Here is a 23507-nt window from a genome sequence, read left to right on the forward strand (position 1 = left end):
AAGAATGATATGGAAAAAAAGATAAAGAAACCGAAGTTCTTAATAGTTTCACCACACCAGTTCTGGGGAGGACCAGTTGTTCTGCATTTATTGTGCCGTATGTTAGCAGATTATGGCTATGAGTCTAAGGTTTTCTTACTGCGTCCTAATGTCAGATATCCTAAATCAAGACAGGAGTTTTTGCAGCAATATTTACCATTCATGAATAAAAGCTCAGAGCATAAGCTGGACATTCAGGAGGGTGCGGTCAAAGGGTGTGAACTTACTAACTGGCCATATGTTGATGATGACACAATCGTGGTCTACCCTGAGGTCATTTTTGGGAATCCGCTGGCTGCCAAGCATGTTGTCAGATGGTTTCTGGGGGCTACAAGACTCAAAGGTGATGCTGGAGAACAGCCTTATGGAAAAGATGACTTATTCATCTGCTATCGTGAAATATTTAATGACTATACGCTTAATCCGACTTGTCGGAAAGTGACATTGCGGCATTTTAACTATAATCTGTATAAGAGAACAAATTATGGTCATCGGGAAGGGAGTTGCTTCATAATTCGAAAGGGGCATATCCGTGCAGATTTGCCTGAAACAGTACCTGGAATTATAGTAGATAATCTGCCTGATGAGGAAAAAGTAAAAGTTATGAACCAATGCGAATACTGTTATTCTTTTGATACGCAAACATTTTATTCTGTTGTGGCTGCTGTTTGCGGTTGCGTATCTATAGTCGTTCCTGAGCCTGGGAAAAAAAGGGCAGATTATGTTGCCGGAAATGATAAGAGATTGGGGATAGCTTTCGGTACTTCGCCTGAGGAAATTGAGTTTGCTGAAAGGACACAGAAGGAATTAAGGGAATGGATAGATTCCTTTGATGTGAATAATCATGAAAATGTTCGTAAATTTCTTGCCTATTGCCGGGAACATTTTAAGGGGCGTATGGATTCTGGCATTGTTTGGTGAACCAATATTGTGCTATAAACTTCTGTTGAGATTTTAGGGCTAAGAAAGTATATCTTGTTTTAATAGGTGAGGTTAAAATGGCAGAGGAAAAAAGTATTGCGATAATTATATGGGTAAATGACAAAGAAGCAGGAATAAAGCAAAGAGAATACCTAAGAGCTTTGCATATTCCTGATGGGTATAGCGCAGAAATGGTTGAAGTTACAGATGCACTTTTTCGCACAGAGGCTTACGAAAAGGGTCGTAGCCAGACTGATGCGAAATACAAGGTATATCTTGACACAAAGGCAGTTATAATTAACGAAAATATTTTGGAAGATATTATTGGCATATTCAATGAGGATAATACAATAGGCGTGTTGGGGTTAATAGGCACGGAAAAAATTCCTACTCATGGAGTATGCACGTGGGCGAATAAAAGAATTGGTAAGGCGATAGACTATCAAGGGAAAAAGTTTGAAAAAGGAAACTTTGAAGCCGATTATAGAGAAGTAATGGCAGTTGATGGCTTTTGGATGGCGACTCAGTATGATTTGCCGTGGAGGACAGATTTATTTCATACGGATGTTTACTGGGATACTGCGCAGTGTACAGAATACAGAAATGCAGGATATAAGGTGGTTGTCCCGAAGCAGGATGATTACTGGTGTATAGCCGATTGGAATGAGCAAAAGAAGTATGACAAGGCAAGTCAGGAAATATTTTTGGATACATATTCGAAGGACATTTTTCCGCTGGTATCTGTGATAATCCCGACTTACAATCGTCCTGAATATTTCAAAGAAGCGTTGGAGAGTGCTCTTGCTCAGACATACCGAAATATTGAAATATTTATCACTGATAACAGTCACAATACGAAAACAAAAGAACTGATGGTTCAATACCTTGAAAAATATAGCAATATTATATATGAGCATCATCCGGATTTTGAATCAATGGATAATTGGAATCGGGCTCGGCAGTATAATAATCCTAAGGCACTGTATGTAAACTGGCTTATGGATGATGATCTTTTTGTTCCTGAAAAGATTGAGAAAATGGTGGATTGCTATGAGCAAAATGACGGCATTGCCCTTGTTACATCCTACCGGGAATTGATTGGAGCACACGGAGAGAGTTTTGATAATCCGGAATGGAAGCCTGCATTCAACCAAACGACCCGTGCTGATGGTGAAGCTATGGGTAGGGAGATTTTTGTGTTAGGACAGAATTTTGTGGGTGAACCGACAACTGTTCTTATAAAAAAAGAATATCTACATAATAATGATCTAGGATTTAGCGGAGAAGAGGGGAAATATTTTATTAGCGATTTTCCAACGTGGCTCGCTTGCTTGCAACATGGAGATTTATTCTATATAAGGGAACCTTTGAGTCTTTTTCGTATGCATGAGGGACAAAGCCAAAGGACTCCGCGGTCCATGCTTATAGGTGCAATTTGTTGGGGACTTGAAATTGAATATGCGTATAAAAATAAATTGTACCTTCATACCTTGGAAGATTTTGAAAAAGCATTAATATCCTGGATGAAAACTGTGATATTTGTATTCGTAACTGTGCGAGAAAAACAGTATGAATCTGATTCAATAGATGTGCTGAAGGCGCTACTGAGCAGGCTTGTGATAATGAAGTGATGAATGTTCTGCTATAGATGAAATTCAGGTATTCTGCACAATTGTAGTTCGTATAAATTTTGCCTGAGGGATATTATTTGTTGGTTATCGTATTTGGAAGGTTGTTTCAATATGAGGAGGGAATTTCTTGAAAAAGAAGCTTATGATTCTAGGTGGGTCAAGATATATTATTCCCGTTATTAAAACAGCGCAGGTAATGGGGATGCATGTGATAACTTGCGATTATTTACCCGATAATATTGGGCATAAGTATTCTGATGAATATCATAACGTAAGTATTACGGACAAAGAAAAAGTTTTGGAACTGGCGAAGAGACTAACTATTGACGGAATTGTTTCATTCGCCACAGATCCAGGGGTGGTAACAGCTGCTTATGTTGCTGAAAAACTTGGGTTGCCGGGGTGTCCATACAAATCTGTAGAGATTTTACAAAATAAAGATAAATTCAGACATTTTTTGTCGGAGAATAAATTTAATGTTCCTTTGGCACATGGATATAGTTCAAAAGAAGATGCTAAGTTGGGGATAAAACAATTTTCGTTTCCGGTTATCGTTAAACCAGTAGATTCAGCAGGGAGTAAAGGCGTATCGCGTGTGGATAATTATGAGGCATTGGATGCGGCGCTGAGTGAGGCTTTTGATCATTCCTTATCAGGGCGTGTAATCATTGAAGAGTTTTTGGAAAAGGTTGGATGCTCATCTGATACAGATTGTTTTTCTGTTGATAATAAGCTTGTCTTTGCAAGCTTTGACTGTCAGTACTTTGATGAAAATTCACTTAATCCATATACTCCGGCTGGATATAGTTGGCCATCGGATATGCCCATGTCAGCTCAAAGTGAGTTGCGAAGTGAACTACAGCGTTTGATTAAGTTATTACAGCTTGGAACTTCAATTTATAATGTTGAAACGCGTTTTTGCACAGACGGAAAACCGTATATCATGGAAGTGTCGCCGCGTGGTGGTGGAAATAGGCTTTCTGAAATGTTGAAATATGCTTGTGGGCAAGATTTGATTGAAGCTAATGTACGCGGCGCGTTAGGAATGCCAATTCAGGAGTTGCATGATCCGGTATATAAGGGCGCATGGGCGGAGTATATTATTCATAGCAATAAGCAGGGGATATTTGAGAAATTAATCATAGATGAAGAATTTGCACAAAAACATGTTATAGAATGTGATATATGGGTAGAATCTGGTATGCAGATCGGAGATTTTTCAGGAGCAAATGCAGCAATCGGAACATTGGTGTTGAGTTTTAAAGGTATTGATGAGGCTCGTTCAGCTTTGCAAGATATAAAACGGTATGTAAAGGTAGTTGTAGAGTGAGAGGTAGCTTGGATGGAAAAAGAAATTGGCGGGTATATAGAATTAGACTCTTATAAGTTACCAATGTTGTATGAGGATGGAACATTACTAAATAGTGGTCGTTTTTGCCTTTGGTATTTAATAAGGGCAAAAGGCATAAAAAAATTGGTAATTCCTTGGTTTTGCTGCGATGCTGTCAGAAATATTTCTCTGCAGGCCGGAGTGAAACTTCGCTATTATCAAATAAATTTAAATTTCATGCCGGAATCTATAGAACTGGCGAGCGATGAATGGTTATATATTGTTAATTATTATGGGCAGTTGACACAAAGCCAAATAATCAATTTTTCAAGGCAATATAGAAGAATTATTGTCGATAATGCGCAGGCGTATTTTGCTCAGCCGGTTAAAGACGTAGATACATTATATACCTGTCGGAAGTTTTTCGGAGTGCCTGATGGAGGTATTTTATATACTGATGCATTATTGAATGAGAGGTTAGCTGCAGATATATCCTGGAATCGTATGAATCATTTACTTGGGCGATTTGAGGGAGCTGCATCCGAATTTTATGAAGAATATGTGGAAAATGATGAAGCGTTTAATCATTCAAGTATTAAATTAATGTCGAAATTGACTTTAAATCTATTGCACGGTATTGATTACGCCTGTATACAGGAAAAGCGAAGAGAAAATTTCGTTTTTTTGAATGAAGCGTTTGGAGAGATCAACAAATTACAGATACGTATTCCTGAAGGCCCGTTCGCATATCCTCTTTTCGTGAAAAATGGGGGTAAAATCCGTAATAAATTAATAAAGGATAAGGTCTATATTCCTTGTTTATGGCCAAATGTAAAAGATGATGTGCCGAAAGATTTTCTGGAATATGATTTTGCAGAGAATATATTGCCGTTGCCGGTAGATCAAAGATATAGCTTGGAAGACATGGAGTGTCTAAGAAGGAAAGTAAACCAATATATGAGTGGGAATTGATGTATGAAAATTTTTATGCATTTACCCTGTTTATATAACGCATCACATCATTATTGAAAGAATTGTGTAGTTAACCACATTATGTGAATGAAAACTAAAAAAGAAAGATGCTTTATAAGTAAAATTAACAGATACGAGGAGGAAGCAATATGAAAAAAATTATTGTATTTGGCGCATCAGGAAATGTGGGTTCATATATGGTAAAGTATATGAAAGAATATTTTAATGGGGACGAATATGAAGTAATTGCATCCGGGCGAAGAGAAACAAAGGTATTCGAGCAATTTGGGATTTCGTATGTTAGCGTGGATATAACAAATGCTAATGATTTTGAAAAACTACCGAAGGAAGATGTTTTCGCTGTCGTTCATTTGGCTGCGGTAATTCCTTCATACATGAAAGAATATGATTCAGAACAATATTTAAAGGCCAATATAATGGGCACATATAATATTCTGGAATATTGTCGAAAAGTCCATGCGGATAGGATATTGTTTTCTACAACAGTGTTTGATATATCATTATTTGAAAAAAATGGGGAAGTACTTGACGATGATATGCCGGCAAATTTCAGTTATACAGGCGATCATGCGATGTACGTTATTTCGAAAAATACAGCAATAGAGTTGTTGAAACATTACAAGGCTGAATATGGGTTAAAGACCTTTGTGTTCAGATTTCCAACAATATACGCATATAGTCCGTTCCATTTTTATTATCCCAATGGGAAAAAGACCTTGCGACCGATTTATAGATTTATAGATGCAGCGCAAAAAGGCGATGATCTGGAATTGTGGGGAGACCCTAACTATGCTACGGATATGGTGCATGTTTATGATTGCAGTCAAATGTTTTGCAAGGCAATAGAGGCCAACATTGATGGAGGCTTGTATAATGTGGGAACCGGTATGCCGGTAACATTACAGCAGAAGTTCGAGGCTATTATCAGGATTTTTTCGCCGGAAGGGAAAAAATCAAAGATTGTTTATAGACCTGAAAAAGAAAACACGGGTGGCTTCATTATGAATGTTGATAAAGCTAAGCGGGAATTGGGATATAATCCGGTCTACACGATTGAAAAGTTATTAGAGGACTATAAAAAAGAAATGAAAATTAATCGGTTTAAGGAACTTAGATTGACTGATAAATCCTGATAAATGTCTTGATTACAAAGGCTTTGTATTTGCTGATAATATAAAGCTTCTTATGGTTTAATCGTTTGAATTGAGGAGAATTTTATGGGGGAAAAGATTTTCGTTACTCGTTCATCACTTCCACCTATGGACGAATATATAAACGAGATAAAAAGTATTTGGGAAACGCATTGGCTTACCAATATGGGAGAAAAGCATAAGGCATTTCAGGATAAGCTCAGGGAGTATATGAAGGTTTCAAATATCGAACTTCTTGTTAATGGGCACATGGCTCTTGAGATGACTTTGCAGGCGATGAACCTTCATGGTGAAGTAATTACTACACCATTTACATTTGCATCGACGACACATGCTATTGTCCGTAATGGTCTTGAACCGGTATTTTGCGACATAGATGCGAATGATTATACTATCGATGATACAAAAATCGAGAGCCTTATTACGGACAGGACATGTGCCATTATGCCTGTTCATGTCTATGGGCATGTCTGTCATGTGGAAGCCATAGAAAAAATTGCTGAGAAGTATAGCCTAAAGGTTATATACGATGCGGCACATACCTTTGGCGAAACCTACAAAGGCCGAAGTGTCGCAGACTATGGCGATGCTTCATGTTTGAGTTTTCATGCAACGAAGGTGTTTCATAGTATCGAGGGTGGTGCAGTCTGCTATCATGATAAAGAACTTGGTGAGGCAATTTACAATCTGAAAAATTTTGGAATTCGAGGTCCGGAAAGCATAGAGGCTGTCGGGGCAAATGCCAAGATGAATGAATTCGCTGCAGCAATGGGGATATGCAATCTGCGGCATGTGGATGAGGAGATTGAAAAACGCAAGGCTGTGGCTGAACGGTATAGGGAGCATCTGGACGGTATTGAGGGAATTAAATTAAGCCCAATGCAGGACGGGCTTGTCAGTAATTATGCGTATTTCCCGGTCGTATTTGAAGAAAATGAATTTGGTGCCACTCGAAATGAAGTGTTTGATGCATTGGCGCGGGAGAATATAATGGCACGCAAATATTTCTATCCACTTACAAATACTTTTGAGTGTTTCCATGGAAAATATGATGTGGATGATACACCTGTGGCACGGCATATTGCAAATCGTGTGTTGACTCTGCCGCTTTATGCGGACTTGAACCCTTCGGACGCAGAACGGATTTGTGATATCATAATAAAATTTCGTAAATAAGGATCTGTTCGCAGCGTTAAAATTAAAGACAGAATAGAGGTGAGCTGATTGAGGAGGATATTGATATGGGCACAGGGCTATGAAACTGTTTTTCTGTCTGAAGCCATAGAAATATTTGGCAGTCTGGTTCACGGATGCAGTATTGTCGGTGTCACAGGTGAGAATGAGCGTAAGAACATATACATGAATGGGGGAGCAATTCCATTTATACCGCTGGATAGGCTAAATGCACAGATGGCTGATTATATTATTGTCAGTGAAACTAAAATGCAGTATATCGAAGTGTCGAAAAAACTTCAGCAGAAAGGCTTTAGTGCAGATGTCATTATCCGGGATGTGACTATATGCATTCCGGGCTTTACTTTTGAAAAATATTATACGTTGAGGGCATCAAGGCTTTCAATTATTTCGCTGAATTGCTTTGGCGGGGTAGTGTGCAATTTGTTTGGAATGGAGTTTTTGTCTCCTTTTATCAATATGTTCCTAAGTGAAGAAGATTTTTTGTCTATGCTTGAGCAAGATCCCAGACGTTCTTTGACAGGTCCTTTGAAGTTAGTTCGTACGGTGCATGAGGAAAATTTAGATATCATGTATCCTGTATATGACTTAAACGGAATTGAATTAAATATGAATCATTATGCTGATTTCAAAGAAGCAAAAAGCAAGTGGTATGAACGCATACAGCGGGTTAATTGGTACAATCTTTTAATAGTTATGTACACTGAGGATGAAGAGGTGCTTAAGCGATTTGACCGGTTACCTTTTGGCAAAAAGGTATGTTTTGTGCCTTTCGAATCAGATTTGCCGTCGGCTTTTTCTTTTGACAGAAACAAACTTGGAATTGATTTGCCGACATGGGATGTGGCAGATAGGATTGCGAACGGGTCGATACTCGTATACGATTTGTGGGATATGCTTCTCTATGGGAAAAAGACTTCTATTGAAAATCGTGTCAGGAGGCTTTATTGAGTTATTTTCTGAGCTGTATGCTTAGATTTGTAGCTTTTTGCGAAATGGTAAAGTAATCATGAAAAGAGAAGAATTTATATGATAGAAATAAATAAGCAGAGATTTGTGTTTATACCTGATTTTGAAAATGATTTGGACACGTACAATAAAGTCTGTCATCAGTTCATTGAGAAATTCTTTGGAACAGATGCTTTGTTAATTATTGTTGTTGAGAATATAGGCGAGGTTTTTCAATATTATTGTTATTGGAGCGTAAAGGCTTTTGAGGCTTGTCAAATCAGGTATGCACTGTTAGACAAATGGGGAGTCGAACTGGTGCAAAAAGTGGATTATCTTATCTCAGGAATTAGTTCTAAGAATGATGCTTTTATTGATGTGGCATACAAAAACAGAGTGGGAATAATTTCAGCGTGTAAAGATGATGTTTTTTCCGAATTTTATCCTTCCGTAGCAGTTGTACAGGTAAAGGCGCAGATTAAAAAAGTCCTAAATGAAAAAATATTTCAAACAATTCCTTTGGGCGAATATGAGTATATACTGTTTCATCAGGGAATGGGCGAAACATTGTGTTTTTTGTATTGGATGAAAGTCTATACGCAACAGAATCATCAACCAATTGCAGTTATTTGTACACAGGAATCGCGAAAAGAACTTCTGGAGCTATGCCCGTTTGTTTCTTGCGTAATCACGGTAAGCTCGTTATTTTGGGATTATATCTCAGTTTATTACGGCGATGAATTTCATATCAAAAATTTCAATGGATTGTATTTCAGTAATCAACTCCCTTGGTCAAGAAGCAGGAGTTCATGTATGGTTGATGCTGTAAAAAAATTTTTAAAATTGCCTCAGGATGCGCAACTTGAAAAATATGAAATTACAATACCGCAGAGCGCAGAAAATAATGCGGATATATTATTTGAAAATATGCACTTGAGGAAAAAACGCACAGTGTTTATTGTTCATAATGGAATTAACTTTGGGGATGGAGAAAGAAATGACGCGTTCTGGAAACAGCTTGTAGATGTACTTAGAGAAAATAATTATGATGTGGTGTTTAATAATAAGGATGAGGTATATGGCTGTCCAGGAATTTTCTGTTCAATTTATGACACGGTGAAATTTGCTGAGAAGTGCGAGAACGTAATAAGTGTTTCCACGGGGCTGACAGAGGTAATATGCGCGCTTGCCCGTAAAAAAATGTTAGTTCAGTTTGTGTGGCCCGGTTCGTATGATCCTGTTTGGACAAGTGATGAAGAAAGATGGGAGTATACATTGAGGGACATTAAACTTCATGGTATGGATTTTGTTCATGGCGTTATAGATTTACATCGTGAATATGAAGATCAGGTGTTCAGTGAAAGTGTAGATAGTTTAGATTATATACTGGATATGGAGCCTGAAAAAATAGAAGAGCTTGTGCAGACTTTGGTACAGAACATAAAGAATAAAAACGTATAATTTGCTCAGTTATCGGCGGGGGGATTATTATGCTCAATTACATTATTGTCCAGGCGGGTGGCCGCGGCAGCCGTCTTGAAATTTTAACGAGGAACAAACCCAAGGCACTTGTTCCGGTAAATAATCTTCCTATGATTTTCCATTTATTTCGAAAGTTCCCGGATAAAAAATTCATTATCATTGGGGATTATCAGCATGAGGTGCTTGAGAAATATCTTAAAGCATTTGCGGATGTGGACTATACTGTAGTTGTTTCAAAGGGACATAAGGGAACCTGTGCCGGACTTTCGAAGGCATTGGAGCATGTACCTGAGAAGGAACGCTTCATGCTGATTTGGTGCGATCTTGTTCTTTCGGAGGAATATGAAATTCCTGAGTCTGATGCAGATATCATTGGCATATCAAAGGATTTTTCCTGTCGTTGGAAATATGAAAACGGGGAGTTTGCGGAGGAACGCAGCGATAAACAGGGCGTTGCAGGCCTGTTTGTATTCCGTGACAAGGACTCGCTGCTGCAGGGAGCAAAGCTGCCGGAGGAAGGAGAATTTGTCCGCTGGCTCCAGTTTCAGCATCACACATTTGAAGAAAGTCCTTTATCGGGGACAAAGGAATACGGCCTTTACAGTGAATGGAGCAAGCTTCCGCGTCTTCGCTGCCGCCCGTTCAACCGTTTAGATGTCAAAGGTGATAAGGTCTACAAATACGGAATAGATAAGCAGGGAAAAGATCTTGCCGTCCGTGAAATAAACTGGTACAGAACAATACAGGGAACACCATTTAAGAATATACCCCATATATTCAGCTATGATCCGCTTTGTATGGAATGGATTGACGGCAAAAATATTTACGAATATTCCTTTATTCCTGATGAACAGAAGAAGGATATACTGCAGCAGATTATCGGATGCCTGAAGGAAGTACACCGTCTGGGGACAATGCCTGCTGACAGAGACAGCTTTTATAACGCATATATCGGAAAGACCTTTGACAGGCTCAAAAAGGTACGGGAGCTTGTTCCGTTTGCCAATGATGAATATGTAACCATCAATGGGCGCAGATGCCGCAACATTTTTTATCACCGGGAAGAGGTAGAGCGTCTTACTATGCAATACTGCCCTAAGGAATTTCGTGTGATTCACGGAGACTGCACATTCAGCAATACAATGCTTCGCCATGATACTGAGCCTGTACTGATTGATCCACGGGGTTATTTCGGACATACAGAGATCTTGGGTGACCCGGCGTACGATTGGGTTAAGCTTTATTATTCGCTTATTAGCAATTACGACCAGTTTAATCTTAAAAGATTCACGCTCGAAATAAATGAAACTGACATCAAGCTTGAAACAGCATCCAATAACTGGGAAAACATGGAGAATGAATTCTTCCATCTTTTGGCCGGCGAAGTTACGCGCAGTCAGATGAAGCTTCTTTTGGCACTCACATGGCTGTCGCTCACGACCTATGCGTGGGAAGATTATGACTCCATATGCGGCGCGTTTTATCAGGGACTTTATTATCTCGAAGAGGCCTTTGAGATGGAGAGCGCCTATGAACCGTATTTTGAAAAAAATATCCGTACAATTGATTCGGCGCTGCACTCTATCAGCCGTATCCAGATGGAAGGGCTAATTGAGGACTGCGCGGAAACGCTGCGTGACGGACGTCATAAGATTATAGCGACTGGCCTGGGCAAAAATGTTCCTATATGTGAAAAGTTTGTGGGAACTATGCTTTCCCTTGGGCTCAATGCAGGCTTCCTTAATACGAATTCGGCGATTCATGGTGATATGGGTATGGTTCGTCCGGGGGATTTGGTCATTATACTTACCAAGAGCGGCGCAACGGAGGAATCCATTTATCTTGCAGAGTTGCTGAAAAAGCGCGAAGGGGTAAAGCTTTGGCTTTTAAGCTTCAACCCGGAAAGCATATTGAGCGGTATGATTGAAAAGAAGCTGCTGATTCATTTGGAGGACGAAGGGGACTTGTGGAACATCATGCCGAATAATTCCACAACGCTGAATCTTATCGTGCTGCAGACTGTGGCAAATGAATTGGCGCGGAAGCTGAATCTTTCCTTGGAGGAGGATTTTAGACCGAATCATCCGGGCGGAGCTATAGGAGCGAAGATGCGCTATGGGAAATGAATTGCGGCTGACAGAGCTTGGACATACATGGCTTTTGGATATTGACGGAACTCTTTTGAAGCATAATGGGTACAAAAACGGCGGAGATGAAGTACTTGAAGGTGTCGAAGAGTTTTTCAATTCTCTGCGTGAAGAGGACACAGTGGTTCTCCTTACGGCACGTTCTGAGGATATGCGGGAGGAGACAGAGAAATTCCTTCGAATGGCAGGAATCAGGTATGACCACATTATTTTCGGACTGCCTACCGGAGAGCGTATTCTGGTGAATGATGACAAGCCCTCAGGAAGATGTATGGGATATGCTTTGAATAAAAGACGTGATGAGAAATTGAAGATTAACTGTGTGATTGATGCTGAGTTGTGAAGAGGAAAGTTGTCAACGAGATGGACGAGAATAAAATTTGTTTTATCACCTGTGTGAATGATGAAGAATGGTACAGCGAGTGTCTGCTGTATCTGAAGCATCTGGATATTCCGGATGGCATGCAGGCGGAATATATCGGAATCCGTGGTGCGGCGTCCATGGCGGCAGGATATAACCGGGCTATGCAGCAGTCTGATGCGAAATATAAGGTATATCTTCATCAGGATACGCTGCTGGTGAAAAAGGATTTCGTATCCGGGATAAAGAGTATATTTCAGGATGAATTAATTGGCGCAATAGGAGTCATAGGCTGCAAGAATCTCCCTGCCAGCGGAATATGGTGGGATGGCATGCGTACATTTGGCCGTGTGCTCCATGCCTGTGAGGCAGAGAGCATCGTGGACAGCGAGCTGCAGGAGCCGCGGGGGGAATACACACCTGTTGAGGCGGTGGACGGCCTTTTGATTGCTACACAGTACGATATACCGTGGAGAGAAGATATTTTTACAGGCTGGCATCTTTATGATACCTCTCAGTGCAAGGAGTTTGCACGGCGGGGATATCGGGTAGTAGTGCCGAACCAGACAGATGGCTTTTGGTGCATACATTGTCCTAAGGAAAAACCACTGGCACCGGAGTACAAAGGATATCAGAAAGCGTTTTTAGATGAATATGGGAACGAGCTTCAGCCTGAGGTATGAAAAACGGCAGAGGAGGAAAAATTGTGAAACAGATGACGAGTATCATCATATTGAGCTTTAATACACTTTCGTTTACAAAGCTTTGTATAGAAAGCATCCGCCGTCATACCACGAAGGGACTTTATGAAATCATTGTAGTGGATAATAATTCACATGACGGCTCTGCAGAATGGCTTGAAGGGCAGGCGGATATACGGCTCATCAAAAATGACTGGAATGCCGGATTCTCCGCAGGATGCAATCAGGGACTGGCTATTGCCGAGGGAAGTGAGCTGCTTCTTCTGAACAGTGATACAATCGCAACACCACACTGGCTTTCGAATCTGTGCAAGGCACTTTACAGCAGTCCTTCTGTCGGCGCGGTGGGATGTATGACGAATTTCTGTATTAACGGGCAGCAGATGGAGGGCCCTTATCAGGATATAGATGGGTTGGAGAAATTTACCCGGGAATTTAATAAAAGCGACTCATCGAAATGGATACGCAAGCTTTTGCTTATAGGCTTCTGTTTCCTGTTCAAGCGGGAGGTTTATGAAAAGATTGGCCCGCTTGATGAAAGCTTTACTCCGGGAAACTTTGAAGATGATGATTATTCCCTGCGTATCTGGCAGGCAGGTTATGAGATACTTTTGTGCAAGGATACGTACATTCATCATTTTGGAAATGTGTCATTTCTCTCAGGGAAATCACATGCTGATGTTGAAAAAAATGCTGAAAAGTATAATGCTCTTATCGACAGGCATGCGCAGATTTTTAGAAACAAATGGACAAACCTTGGAAATTATAAATTTATGGAGCCTGATGAGCTTGTGCCTAGCCTTAGAAGCCGCCCAGTGCCGACTTTCGATGCAGTACTCGCGGCAATGCAACGGGGCAACCATGCTTTTCGTCAGAAGAAATGGGCACGTGCCCTTGATGAATACAGTAAAGTATTGTCGATGCAGCCTGAAAATAAAAAAGCGATAATTAACGCGGCGCTCGTTGCGCGAAAGCTGGGCGATGAAGAAACCGCAAGGGCATTGGCAGTCTCGGGAAACGTTGAAAGGGAAGTATTTGAAATAGGCGAGATTGTTGAAGCTGTGTAGAGGGCTAAGATCAGACTAAAACAGCGCAATATAGTGAAAAGGAAACGGAAGTTATGGTTAAAGTCATTGCAATATCTATGGTCAAAAACGAAGCGGACGTAATCGAGAGCTTTGTCCGCCATACATTGAGTTTTGCGGATGAAATGCTGATTGCTGAGCACAGCAGTACGGATAAGACCATGGAAATTCTGCGAAAGCTGCAGGAAGAAGGGCTTCCCATAACCGTACGGCGGATCTATACAGCGGGTTTTGTCCAGTTTGAGACTATGAACACGCTTTTACGTGAAGCGGCAGTTGATAAAGAAGCAGATATAGTTTTGCCTCTTGATGCTGATGAATTTCTTGTGAATACGGTGACAGAAGAACCACTCCGGGATATCGTTCGTAAGCTTGATTCGAATAAATTGTACAGGCTGCGGATGCGTGTCTGTGAACCGGCAGAACCCTATAAAGATGAAGATTGTTTTATGCTGTCGCGCACGCTGCGCTGTGGAACCGGGTATGCACAAGGGCAGAAGGTCATCATAGGAGGCGCATTATACAGAAAATATCCATTTCAGCTTGCACAGGGCAATCATTACTGTTTCTGGATTTCTGAAGCTGGGGAAGAGAAGGTTGCCTGGAGCAACTTGGAACATATTTATTTAGCCCATTTTTTATGGCGCAGCAATGAGCAGTATCTTTGCAAAATCCGCACACTGCGTTTGAACTCGGTTGCGAATTATTCACTTCATACTCCGACGGCGCTTTTGATGTCCAGGTATCAAAAAATTGCAGCAGGGAATGGAGAGGGCTGTACCTTTGAAGGTCCATATGAAATCGTTGATTTTAATGGCGTAGTTACACCTCAGACGTTGCGTTACAGTAAAAATGTACGTCCTGATCCTGAACAGCGCCTTTTTGAAGTTGGAATACAGATTGCAGCAGCGCATGCTGAAGCACGGGTACTAGCCAGACATCGTATAGTTACGTCGGTTGTGCCATATAATGGAGATGATGCTGCATTGCGCGCATCTTTGCAGACGATTTATGAACAGCTATACCCGTATAAAGAAGCATTCGTTTTGTCCTTTTGCGAACCTGACGATAGGTCACGGAGCATTATAAATGAGTTTAATGCGCTGCCACCATATGGGGATTCAAGCGTGGTGCGCCCTGAAAAAATGAAAGTCACGCTTATTTCGGCAGAAAACGGAAATATTTTTACATGTCTTTCAGATAAGGCATCGGGAGACTATGTGCAGTGGCTTCTTCCGGGGGATACGCTGGCTCCGGATAAGCTTACAAGGATGGTTGCAAGCATTGAATTTGCGGATTATCCGTTTGACTTCATATTTACGAACGGAGACGAAAAATTTGAAAATTGGCTGCCGTGGGGAAATCTTCCCGCTGACCGTGAATTTTTGATGGCAGATCGTATTGAGATTTGGAAATACTGCCTTAAACAAGGGAAATATCCCGCTGCAGGTCTTGCCGGAGCACTGTTCCGTCGTGAAATTATGGAATCGAGAAACTGGCTTGAAAGCGGATTCCTTGACGGGCGGTCATTACAGCTTACGATATGGCGTATGCTTTGCACACCGGCAAAAGGAGATGGAGCTCTTACCCAAGCTGCTGTGATACAGAAAATGTACAGCACATCATCGCGAAAAAAAATAAACATCATCGATTGGATCTGGCATCAGATTGAGTGGTACTGTCTGCTTGATGAGGATAAGGCGCTGCTTGATAAGGAAGACTGGGTGCGTTCACGCAAATGGTTAAAGGAGAATTCTTCTATTGTGGAATCTCACGATGGAGTGCCGGCTGCTTTATGGGAGCAGTATCAGGAGATATTGTGGAAAATTTGAAACAATAACAAGTATTTTGCTTAACATCAGGGAGAATGATATATGTGCTCTTTGATGTTTTTTTGTATTTGTGCAGGGATTTACAGCTTTATGTCGAAATTATAATCGTGTGTAAGAATTTTGTACCTTTAATTTTGTTTTTCTTTTGTCGATAAAATAATAGACATCTACAGCCTATAAAGGATTGGAGCGAATAAAATGCTATCAAGGAAGACACGCAGTCAGATAATTGAACTCATTGAAACTGTGCGTGGGGGCCTTGTGTGCCAAAATACGAAGGAAAGAGCCGCAATGCTTGACGAGTGCATTGCGGCTTTGTCTGTATCTGAAGATGTATGCGGAACAGAACTTCCTGCTGAGAGGTTCGAACAGTACAAAGACACGATGGATACCGTAAAAACGGCAATGCTGCAGCTTAAAGCAGATCCTGAGGCAGAAGAAATAGTAACTCTCAGCCTGCAGCTGATGGGTTGGCTGCTTGAGCAGCTTAAGAATGAGCCTGTCAAAAAGGAAATTGTGTTTTTGCCGTATAAGGCATCCATGTGGGATAGCCTTGAAAGCATTTGGAAAGCCGCCTATGAGGACAAGGAGCATTGCAACACATATGTTATACCGATTCCATATGCAGAATTAGTCCAAGATGCACAAGGACAGCTGGCCTTGCACTCATGGCATTGCGATATAAACGAAATGCCGGACTATGTTCCGGTCATAGACAATGAGACGGTTAATCTCGAAGAAATGCATCCAGATGTTATTTATATCCATAATCCTTACGATAATACGAACTATGTCACATCCGTAGATTTGCGATATTATTCATCGGAGCTTAAAAAGTATACCGATAAGCTCATATATGTCCCTTATTTTGTTGTGGTGGGAGGGCAGCTGGATCCTGATTTTGCAACGAAGCCCGGTGTTATAAATGCTGACCATGTCATCGTTCAGGATGAAAATATCAAAGAGCAGTACGAGAAATATTATCCCGGAGGCAATCCGCCGAAAGGAAAGTTCCTTGCGCTTGGTTCCCCGAAGTTTGATAAGGTAATGACCTCCAAACGTGAAGATTATACGCTACCGAAGGAATGGCAGGAAATAGTTAAGGATAAAAAGATAGTTCTGTACAACACAAGTGTAGGAACAGCTTTGAGACATACTGAAAAAATTTGTGACAAACTACGCTTTGTGTTTGATGTTTTCAAGGGAAGAAATGATGCAGCTCTGTGGTGGCGTCCGCATCCGCTTATGGAATCTACACTGCGTTCAATGAGACCGGAAGTGCTTGAAGAATATGAGGCACTTAAAAATCAGTACATTAAAGAAGGCTGGGGAATATACGACGATACAGCAGACTTGGATAGGGCAATTATCTGCTCGGATGCATATTATGGAGATATAAGCAGTGTAGTAGAGCTGTATAAAAAAACGAAGAAGCCTATAATGATTCAGAATATGGAATTGGTGGGTATCCGCTGATGGAGATTGGATCTATGTATTAATTATTTTAATAAGGCGTTGGTACGATGATGAATTATAAAAATTTGAAAATTGCAGTTGCAGGTATGGGGTATGTTGGACTGTCTTTGGCAGTATTGATATCACAACATCATGATGTCATTGCGGTTGATGTTGATAAAGATAAAGTTGATAAGGTAAATAGAAAAGAGTCCCCTATTAAGGATGAGTACATAGAGCGGTACCTCAAGGAGAAAAACCTTCGATTGACTGCAAAAATAGCCAGAGATAGTGCATATAAGGATACAGATTATGTGATAATTGCTACGCCTACAAATTATGATTCCGTAACGCAGCATTTTGATTGCCTATCGGTAGAGCGTGTTATTGAGCAGGTGCTAAAAGATAGTAAAACGGCTGTCATAGTTATAAAGAGTACTGTACCTGTCGGATATACGGATAGTATTAGGCAAAAATTTAATACTGATAGGATTATTTTTTCACCGGAATTTCTGCGAGAGTCGAAGGCATTATATGATAACCTATATCCATCACGTATTATTATTGGCTGTAATCTGCAATGCAAAGAAGCAGCCAATACTTTTGCAAGACTTTTGCAGGATGGGGCATTAAAGGAAAATGTGGATGTTTTGCTTATGGGATTTGCTGAGGCAGAAGCTGTAAAGCTTTTTGCTAATACGTACTTGGCACTCAGAGTGTCGTATTTTAATGAATTGGATACATATGCTGAAATGAAGGGGTTGGACACGGCTTCCATTATAAGAGGTATTGGCCTGGATCCTCGTATTGGTATGCACTATAATAATCCTTCATTTGGATATGGGGGATATTGTTTGCCCAAAGATACTAAGCAGCTATTAGCTAATTATTCGGATGTTCCTCAAAATATGATAGGCGCCATAGTGGAAAGCAACAGAACCAGAAAGGATTTTATAGCTGATCAAGTGTTGAAAAAAGTCGGTTACTATGATTATTATAGTCATGGCGAATATAACCGTGGCACAGAGAAGAAATGCATCATTGGTGTTTATAGGCTCACTATGAAGAGTAACTCCGATAATTTTCGCCAGTCAGCCATTCAAGGGGTTATGAAGCGCATCAAGGCGAAAGGGGCGACAATTGTTATTTATGAGCCTTCATTAAATGCAAATACAACATTCTTTGGTAGCAAAGTTATAGGTGATATAAATGAATTTAAAAATATGTGTCAATGCATCATAGCCAACAGATTTGATGAATGTTTGAGCGATGTGAGAGAAAAGGTTTATACCAGGGATATATTTGAAAGAGATTGAGATGATTTTGTGGAATCTATGATTTGATTAGAAATTATGATTATAAAGAGAGGGTTTGTTAAGATAAAGTATTTGGGGTTCAGCAGTGAACGAAGTAATGCGATTATTATGTTGCGTAGCAGTGCTGTGGATATTATGTAAATGTAGGGTTAACTATCAAATGGAGGAGTTAGATGGCGCATCATTGGTTTTCTTGCCCCGTTGTGATCGGAGAATTCTTTTTCTTTGTGCTTAGTGGTTGGTCGATTATTTTTAAATTACATATACCTAGCAAAAAGGTATATATTGAGTGCTTGTTACCGCTCGAAGTAAGCATGCTCGGGGAAACGGATTATGTATCATTAGTGAAAAACGATAAAAAGATTATATTATTTCCTCATTTGGGTTTTATGATTGTTGAATATGATTTGGAAAGTCATACATTTGAAATGATTGATATTTCGGATAAGATTAATAAATTTGGAAATGGGCCATTATACAATTATGTGTATAAATATAAAAATCGCATCATAGCCCAAGGTTTGCAAACAACGACATTAATTTCATATGATATAAAAAATGGGAAATACTCATATATTGATATATCACAATCATATTATAGTAAATATGGAAGAGAGTTAGAGAAAGATTCTTTTACAGCAGGCGTTATTGTAGGAAATAATATATATATTGCTCTAAAAGAGAAAAATCAGTTGTTGAAAATAAATATAGATGACTGGGAAGTTGAACTAATAACTATCGGTCATGATGGAGAAAACTGGAATTCAGTTGCACTGCATAATGACAAGATATATCTTTCATCAGCATATAAATTAGAATTGGTGGAGTATAGCATAAAAGATAAGTCGGTTAATTATTTGCAATTATATCAGAATGTCGATTGGTTGCCGGGACAGAATAAGAGAGGATGGGCATTCTCAAAGATTTTATTGGTTAATAATTTATTGCGGTGCTTCCCGTTTTATGCTGATTCTCTAGTTGAGATTGACTTGGAATCGGGGATGATTAGTAGCTTTAAATATTCATTGGGTATGGATGGGACATTTTGTGAGGCGTATTATGATTCAGGTAAAATATGGTCATTTGTTCGTCAAGTGGATGAAGATTATATTCTGTTGTTTAATGAAGAGAGTAAGGAGCGAATCAGGATTAACTTTTCAACAGATATTTCGAATACTTTGTATAGGTTGTATATGGAAGCAAAAAAAATACCTTACGAAAGTTGTTTATATAATATTAATCATTTTATAGAGAGTGTATGAATAGTATATCTTAGCTTTGGAGGAAATTTATGAAAACGATTTTATATGGATGCGGAAGGAATTTGGAAAAATTTTTTGCAGAATATACTTTAGGACATGATGTGGTTGCGATAGTAGACAGAAATGAAGATAAACACGGGATATATAAGGGAATAAATGTTATTGGATTAGAACAGTTGAGTAAGCTTGAATTTGATAAGTTGTTAGTTACCATAGATGATTACACAGTTTGTTTGAATGATTTAGCGAAGCTGAATATTCCGAATGAGAAGATTAATATTCCTTATCGGGGCGGGCATATGTGGAAAGATGTAAAAATTGTGCCACTCTACGGGGGGGGGTTAAAGTGCGATTTTGATGGGGTTAAATTCCTTGTAAAAAATAAAAGTGATTTAGGCGTTATGAATAGTATATTTGTTTATAATTCATGGGATTTTTACATAAATAAAAAATGTACTGTAATAGATATAGGCATGAATATTGGTCTGGCTAGTTTGTTTTTTGCAAATATGAATATTGTGGATGAGGTGTATGGCTATGAACCATTTCCTATGACCTATGAAGATGCATTGAATAATTTTAAATTAAATCCTACGATAAGTCGTAAAATACAAGCGTTAAATTATGGACTGTCTGATATAGATTCTACCCTGACGTGCTTATATAATCCTGAGTATACGACAAATATGCGTACTGATAATGAGAAAAGGAAACATGGTTTTAATGAAATAAGTGTAAACATTCAATTAAAGGATTCGTATGAAGTTTTAAAAGATATATTAAACACTGATAAAATTACGGTTCTGAAACTGGATTGTGAGGGTGCTGAGTATTCTATCATGCGTCGTTTGGATGAAAGTGGATTGTTAGCAAAAATTGATATGATTTTGGCAGAAACGCATGATGGGAAAGAGAATATGTTAAAAGAAATACTAAAGGATAATAATTTTATATACTTTGATAATTATGCAGGAGATTATGAACAGTTAGGTTTCTTGTATGCAGTAAAAAATAGATGATAGAAAATACAAGGTGTGCACTTTGGAGATGAAATTAAATGAAACTATTAACCGAGGAACAGTTGTTAGGTGTTGTCAAAGGGAAAAAAGTATATATTTATGGTGCGGGAGCAGTTGCTGATTTACTTATTAAGAGATTAAAACGCTATGGTGTGGCTATATACATAATTATGGATTCTATAGGAGAATATAGTGAACGGTTGAAAACTAAAGTCAGTAGATTTACTGATATTTCTACTCAGATAAATAAAACAGATGTTGTTATAGTGGCTGCAACAGAAAAGGACCACGATGATATAGAAAAGATTTTGAAGGAACATGAAATAATCAATTATCATACAATTTCTGACAGATTGTATGTTGTCATGGAGCGCTTGGTTAATAAAAGATTCAAGCTGCAAACACATATAGTTGAACATTGTAATCTGAAATGTAAAGGTTGTTATCATTTTTCGTCTCTTGCAAAAGAAGAATATTTAGATTTAAAAGAATATGAAAGAGACATAAAACAATTAAGTATATTGTTTGAAGGAAATATAGAGGAAATTCTATTATTGGGAGGAGAACCATTACTTCATCCAGAGGTTGAACAATTCTTTTATATAACAAGGAAGTTTTTAAAAAAAGGAAAGATAAGGATTCTTACAAATGGTTTATTACTTTTTAAGATGAGTGATGCGTTTTGGGAATCTATTAAAATTACCAATTCAGAGTTATGGGTAACAAAATATCCAGTGAACTTTGATTACGATAAGGCTGTAGAATATGCTAACACTAGAGGGGTTAAGCTGAGTTTTTTTACTGAAGAACCTGTTAGAACTTTGGGACATCAACCTTTGGATTTGGCTGGGAAACGTGATTATATTAATAATTTTCTAGGGTGTTATCGTGCTAATAATTGTATTGATTTGAAGCACGGAAAGGTTTTTTCGTGTATTATCCCAGCAGAGATAAAACCGTTTTCTGAGTATTTCAATACGGATTTTGAGATAGGGCCTGATGATTATGTAGATATATATGCTGTCAATTCAGCAGAAGAGTTATTAGAAAAAATGGAAAGACCAATGCCATTTTGTAGGTACTGTAATAGAGACCAAATAGATAGATTTGGAGCGATACCGTGGAGTCAGACAGAGTATAAAATAGAGGAATGGACTGTATGATTGTTAACAAAAGGGATATTCGTCTTTTATATGATATTGCTTTGTTAACAATGTAGATTGCTGATGGAAAGAAGATGGGCATTATGTATAAAGAATATTTTTTACCGGAACAATGGATATTCCCGTTTGAAGATATACCTCGAGGGAAGAAAATTGTTTTGTGGGGAGCTGGTATAGTCGGAAAACAATATTATGCCCAGTTACAAACAACAAAATGGGCCGAACAAATTTTATGGGTAGATAAAAACTGGAAACGATTTAGGTCTATATATGGAGAAAAATGTTTGGTCAATTCTCCTTCAGAAATTGACAAAGATGATTTCGATTATATTGTTATTAGTGTTTCCAGCTCAATGTGCGCAATTGATATTCGAAATGAAATCATTTCGATGGGGATACCGGCTGATAAAATTGTTTGGTTCCCGTCGCAATCTAAGGTTTTGATGTCAAGTAATCCATATATAAATAGATTAATTGAACCGGCATATAGAGAATTTGAAGAAGTTATCAAATGGCAACCAGATAGTAGTCAGGCCACATTTTGGTATGAAAAGATTACTGATAAAGAAAACTTTGTTGTGCCACGTCTGGTTGTTGTTTTAACTACTAGGTGTTCATTGAGATGTAATGGATGTAATAATTTAATGCCACTGGTGCAAAGATATACAGATTTTCCTTGCGAGAAAGTATTATTTTGGATAAATAATTTTTTAAATGCAGCAGATGGTTGTGTAACATTGGAATTGTTAGGTGGAGAGCCTTTTCTATATAAAGACTTGAATAAAGTTTTAGTAGCATTAATTCAAGAGAAAAAAATACTTAGGGTAGAAATAACAACTAATGGGACTATTGTTCCCCAAAACGAATTACTTGAACTATTACGTTCACCGAAGTGTTTTATTAAGGTTTCTAAGTATCCGGGTATTAAAAGAACAGAAAAATTCATAGAAACAATTAAGGAATTTGATATATCACATTTGGTTATAGATGATGTAGATTGGATAGATCCTGGCCCACCAATCAGTCATGGTAAGTCATCTCATAAACTTAAGTACGAGTATACCAAATGTGGCGCGTCGTATACTTGTAAAACATTGTTAGGAGGGAAAATATATCCTTGTGCGAGAGGGGCTAGCCTCTTTCACTTAGGATATATACAAGAATCTACTGCAGAATGTATAGATATAGAGAATAATGATAACTTAAGGGAGAGGATGAGAGATTTTTTCTTAAAAGATACAAGTGTTGTATGTGATTATTGTACGATTACTGATTCATGGAGATGCATACAGGCGGGTGTTCAGTGTGAAACACGGGACTGTTAAGAAAACTCTGTAAATGTGGTCTTTTATTTTGATCAAAATTTTTATTATACTACTCATTTTAGGAAATAATTGCTGATTCGCTTTAGATTTTCACCTGGTTTTTATTGGAAGAGGTCTTTTCATTGTGTCATCAAATGTTGCAAAATAAAGAA

General features: G+C 38.8%; 19 protein-coding genes. All 19 read left to right on the forward strand.

Annotated features, from left to right (window positions below; genetic code table 11):
- The first annotated feature begins 9 nt into the window (after window positions 1-9).
- The 19 genes from BUA83_RS00830 to BUA83_RS00920 all read left to right on the forward strand — a co-directional run bounded on the left by BUA83_RS00830 (window position 10) and on the right by BUA83_RS00920 (window position 23355).
- On the forward strand, window positions 10-960 hold the full coding sequence (locus BUA83_RS00830) for a hypothetical protein (protein WP_072934293.1): 951 nt from the start codon (window positions 10-12) through the stop codon (window positions 958-960).
- Window positions 961-1037: 77 nt separating this feature from the next.
- A complete protein-coding gene (locus BUA83_RS00835) occupies window positions 1038-2591 on the forward strand; it encodes a glycosyltransferase (protein WP_072934294.1) in 1554 nt (517 codons plus the stop codon).
- Window positions 2592-2718: 127 nt separating this feature from the next.
- Entirely contained in the window at window positions 2719-3921 is a 1203-nt protein-coding gene (locus BUA83_RS00840) for an ATP-grasp domain-containing protein (RefSeq protein WP_200795954.1), read from the forward strand.
- Window positions 3922-3933: 12 nt separating this feature from the next.
- Window positions 3934-4893 carry a DegT/DnrJ/EryC1/StrS aminotransferase family protein gene (locus BUA83_RS00845; protein ID WP_072934295.1) on the forward strand — a complete coding sequence of 320 codons (960 nt, stop codon included), beginning with the start codon at window positions 3934-3936 and terminating at the stop codon, window positions 4891-4893.
- A gap of 149 nt (window positions 4894-5042) precedes the next feature.
- Complete coding sequence (locus BUA83_RS00850; protein ID WP_072934296.1) at window positions 5043-6047, forward strand: NAD-dependent epimerase/dehydratase family protein; 1005 nt, start codon at window positions 5043-5045, stop codon at window positions 6045-6047.
- Between the two features lie 84 nt (window positions 6048-6131).
- Window positions 6132-7241 carry a DegT/DnrJ/EryC1/StrS family aminotransferase gene (locus BUA83_RS00855; RefSeq protein ID WP_072934297.1) on the forward strand — a complete coding sequence of 370 codons (1110 nt, stop codon included), beginning with the start codon at window positions 6132-6134 and terminating at the stop codon, window positions 7239-7241.
- Window positions 7242-7301: 60 nt separating this feature from the next.
- Window positions 7302-8210, forward strand: a complete 909-nt coding sequence (locus tag BUA83_RS00860; protein WP_072934298.1) for a DUF1919 domain-containing protein — start codon at window positions 7302-7304, stop codon at window positions 8208-8210.
- Window positions 8211-8288: 78 nt separating this feature from the next.
- Window positions 8289-9668, forward strand: coding sequence for a hypothetical protein (locus BUA83_RS00865; RefSeq protein ID WP_072934299.1), 1380 nt, complete (start codon window positions 8289-8291; stop codon window positions 9666-9668).
- Between the two features lie 29 nt (window positions 9669-9697).
- On the forward strand, window positions 9698-11815 hold the full coding sequence (locus BUA83_RS00870; RefSeq protein WP_072934300.1) for an SIS domain-containing protein: 2118 nt from the start codon (window positions 9698-9700) through the stop codon (window positions 11813-11815).
- Window positions 11805-12179: an HAD family hydrolase gene (locus tag BUA83_RS00875; protein ID WP_072934301.1), complete on the forward strand. Its 375-nt coding sequence runs from the start codon at window positions 11805-11807 to the stop codon at window positions 12177-12179. The genes BUA83_RS00870 and BUA83_RS00875 overlap by 11 nt, the downstream gene beginning before the upstream one ends.
- Before the next feature lie 20 nt (window positions 12180-12199).
- Window positions 12200-12880, forward strand: coding sequence for a glycosyltransferase family protein (locus BUA83_RS00880; RefSeq protein ID WP_072934302.1), 681 nt, complete (start codon window positions 12200-12202; stop codon window positions 12878-12880).
- Window positions 12881-12912: 32 nt separating this feature from the next.
- Window positions 12913-13965, forward strand: a complete 1053-nt coding sequence (locus BUA83_RS00885) for a glycosyltransferase family 2 protein (protein ID WP_234988205.1) — start codon at window positions 12913-12915, stop codon at window positions 13963-13965.
- 53 nt (window positions 13966-14018) lie between these two features.
- Window positions 14019-15815, forward strand: a complete 1797-nt coding sequence (locus BUA83_RS00890) for a glycosyltransferase family 2 protein (RefSeq protein WP_072934304.1) — start codon at window positions 14019-14021, stop codon at window positions 15813-15815.
- Between the two features lie 198 nt (window positions 15816-16013).
- A complete protein-coding gene (locus tag BUA83_RS00895; RefSeq protein WP_072934305.1) occupies window positions 16014-17291 on the forward strand; it encodes a CDP-glycerol glycerophosphotransferase family protein in 1278 nt (425 codons plus the stop codon).
- Between the two features lie 47 nt (window positions 17292-17338).
- Window positions 17339-18586, forward strand: coding sequence for a nucleotide sugar dehydrogenase (locus BUA83_RS00900; RefSeq protein WP_094756386.1), 1248 nt, complete (start codon window positions 17339-17341; stop codon window positions 18584-18586).
- A gap of 173 nt (window positions 18587-18759) precedes the next feature.
- A complete protein-coding gene (locus BUA83_RS00905; protein ID WP_072934306.1) occupies window positions 18760-19848 on the forward strand; it encodes a hypothetical protein in 1089 nt (362 codons plus the stop codon).
- Window positions 19849-19877: 29 nt separating this feature from the next.
- Complete coding sequence (locus BUA83_RS00910) at window positions 19878-20867, forward strand: FkbM family methyltransferase (protein ID WP_072934307.1); 990 nt, start codon at window positions 19878-19880, stop codon at window positions 20865-20867.
- A 38-nt stretch (window positions 20868-20905) separates the two neighbouring features.
- A complete protein-coding gene (locus BUA83_RS00915; protein ID WP_072934308.1) occupies window positions 20906-22030 on the forward strand; it encodes a radical SAM protein in 1125 nt (374 codons plus the stop codon).
- A gap of 83 nt (window positions 22031-22113) precedes the next feature.
- Window positions 22114-23355: a radical SAM family protein gene (locus tag BUA83_RS00920; RefSeq protein WP_072934309.1), complete on the forward strand. Its 1242-nt coding sequence runs from the start codon at window positions 22114-22116 to the stop codon at window positions 23353-23355.
- The last annotated feature ends 152 nt before the right edge of the window (window positions 23356-23507 follow it).

The organism is Schwartzia succinivorans DSM 10502 (assembly GCF_900129225.1).
Classification (GTDB): Bacteria; Bacillota; Negativicutes; order Selenomonadales; family Selenomonadaceae; genus Schwartzia; species Schwartzia succinivorans.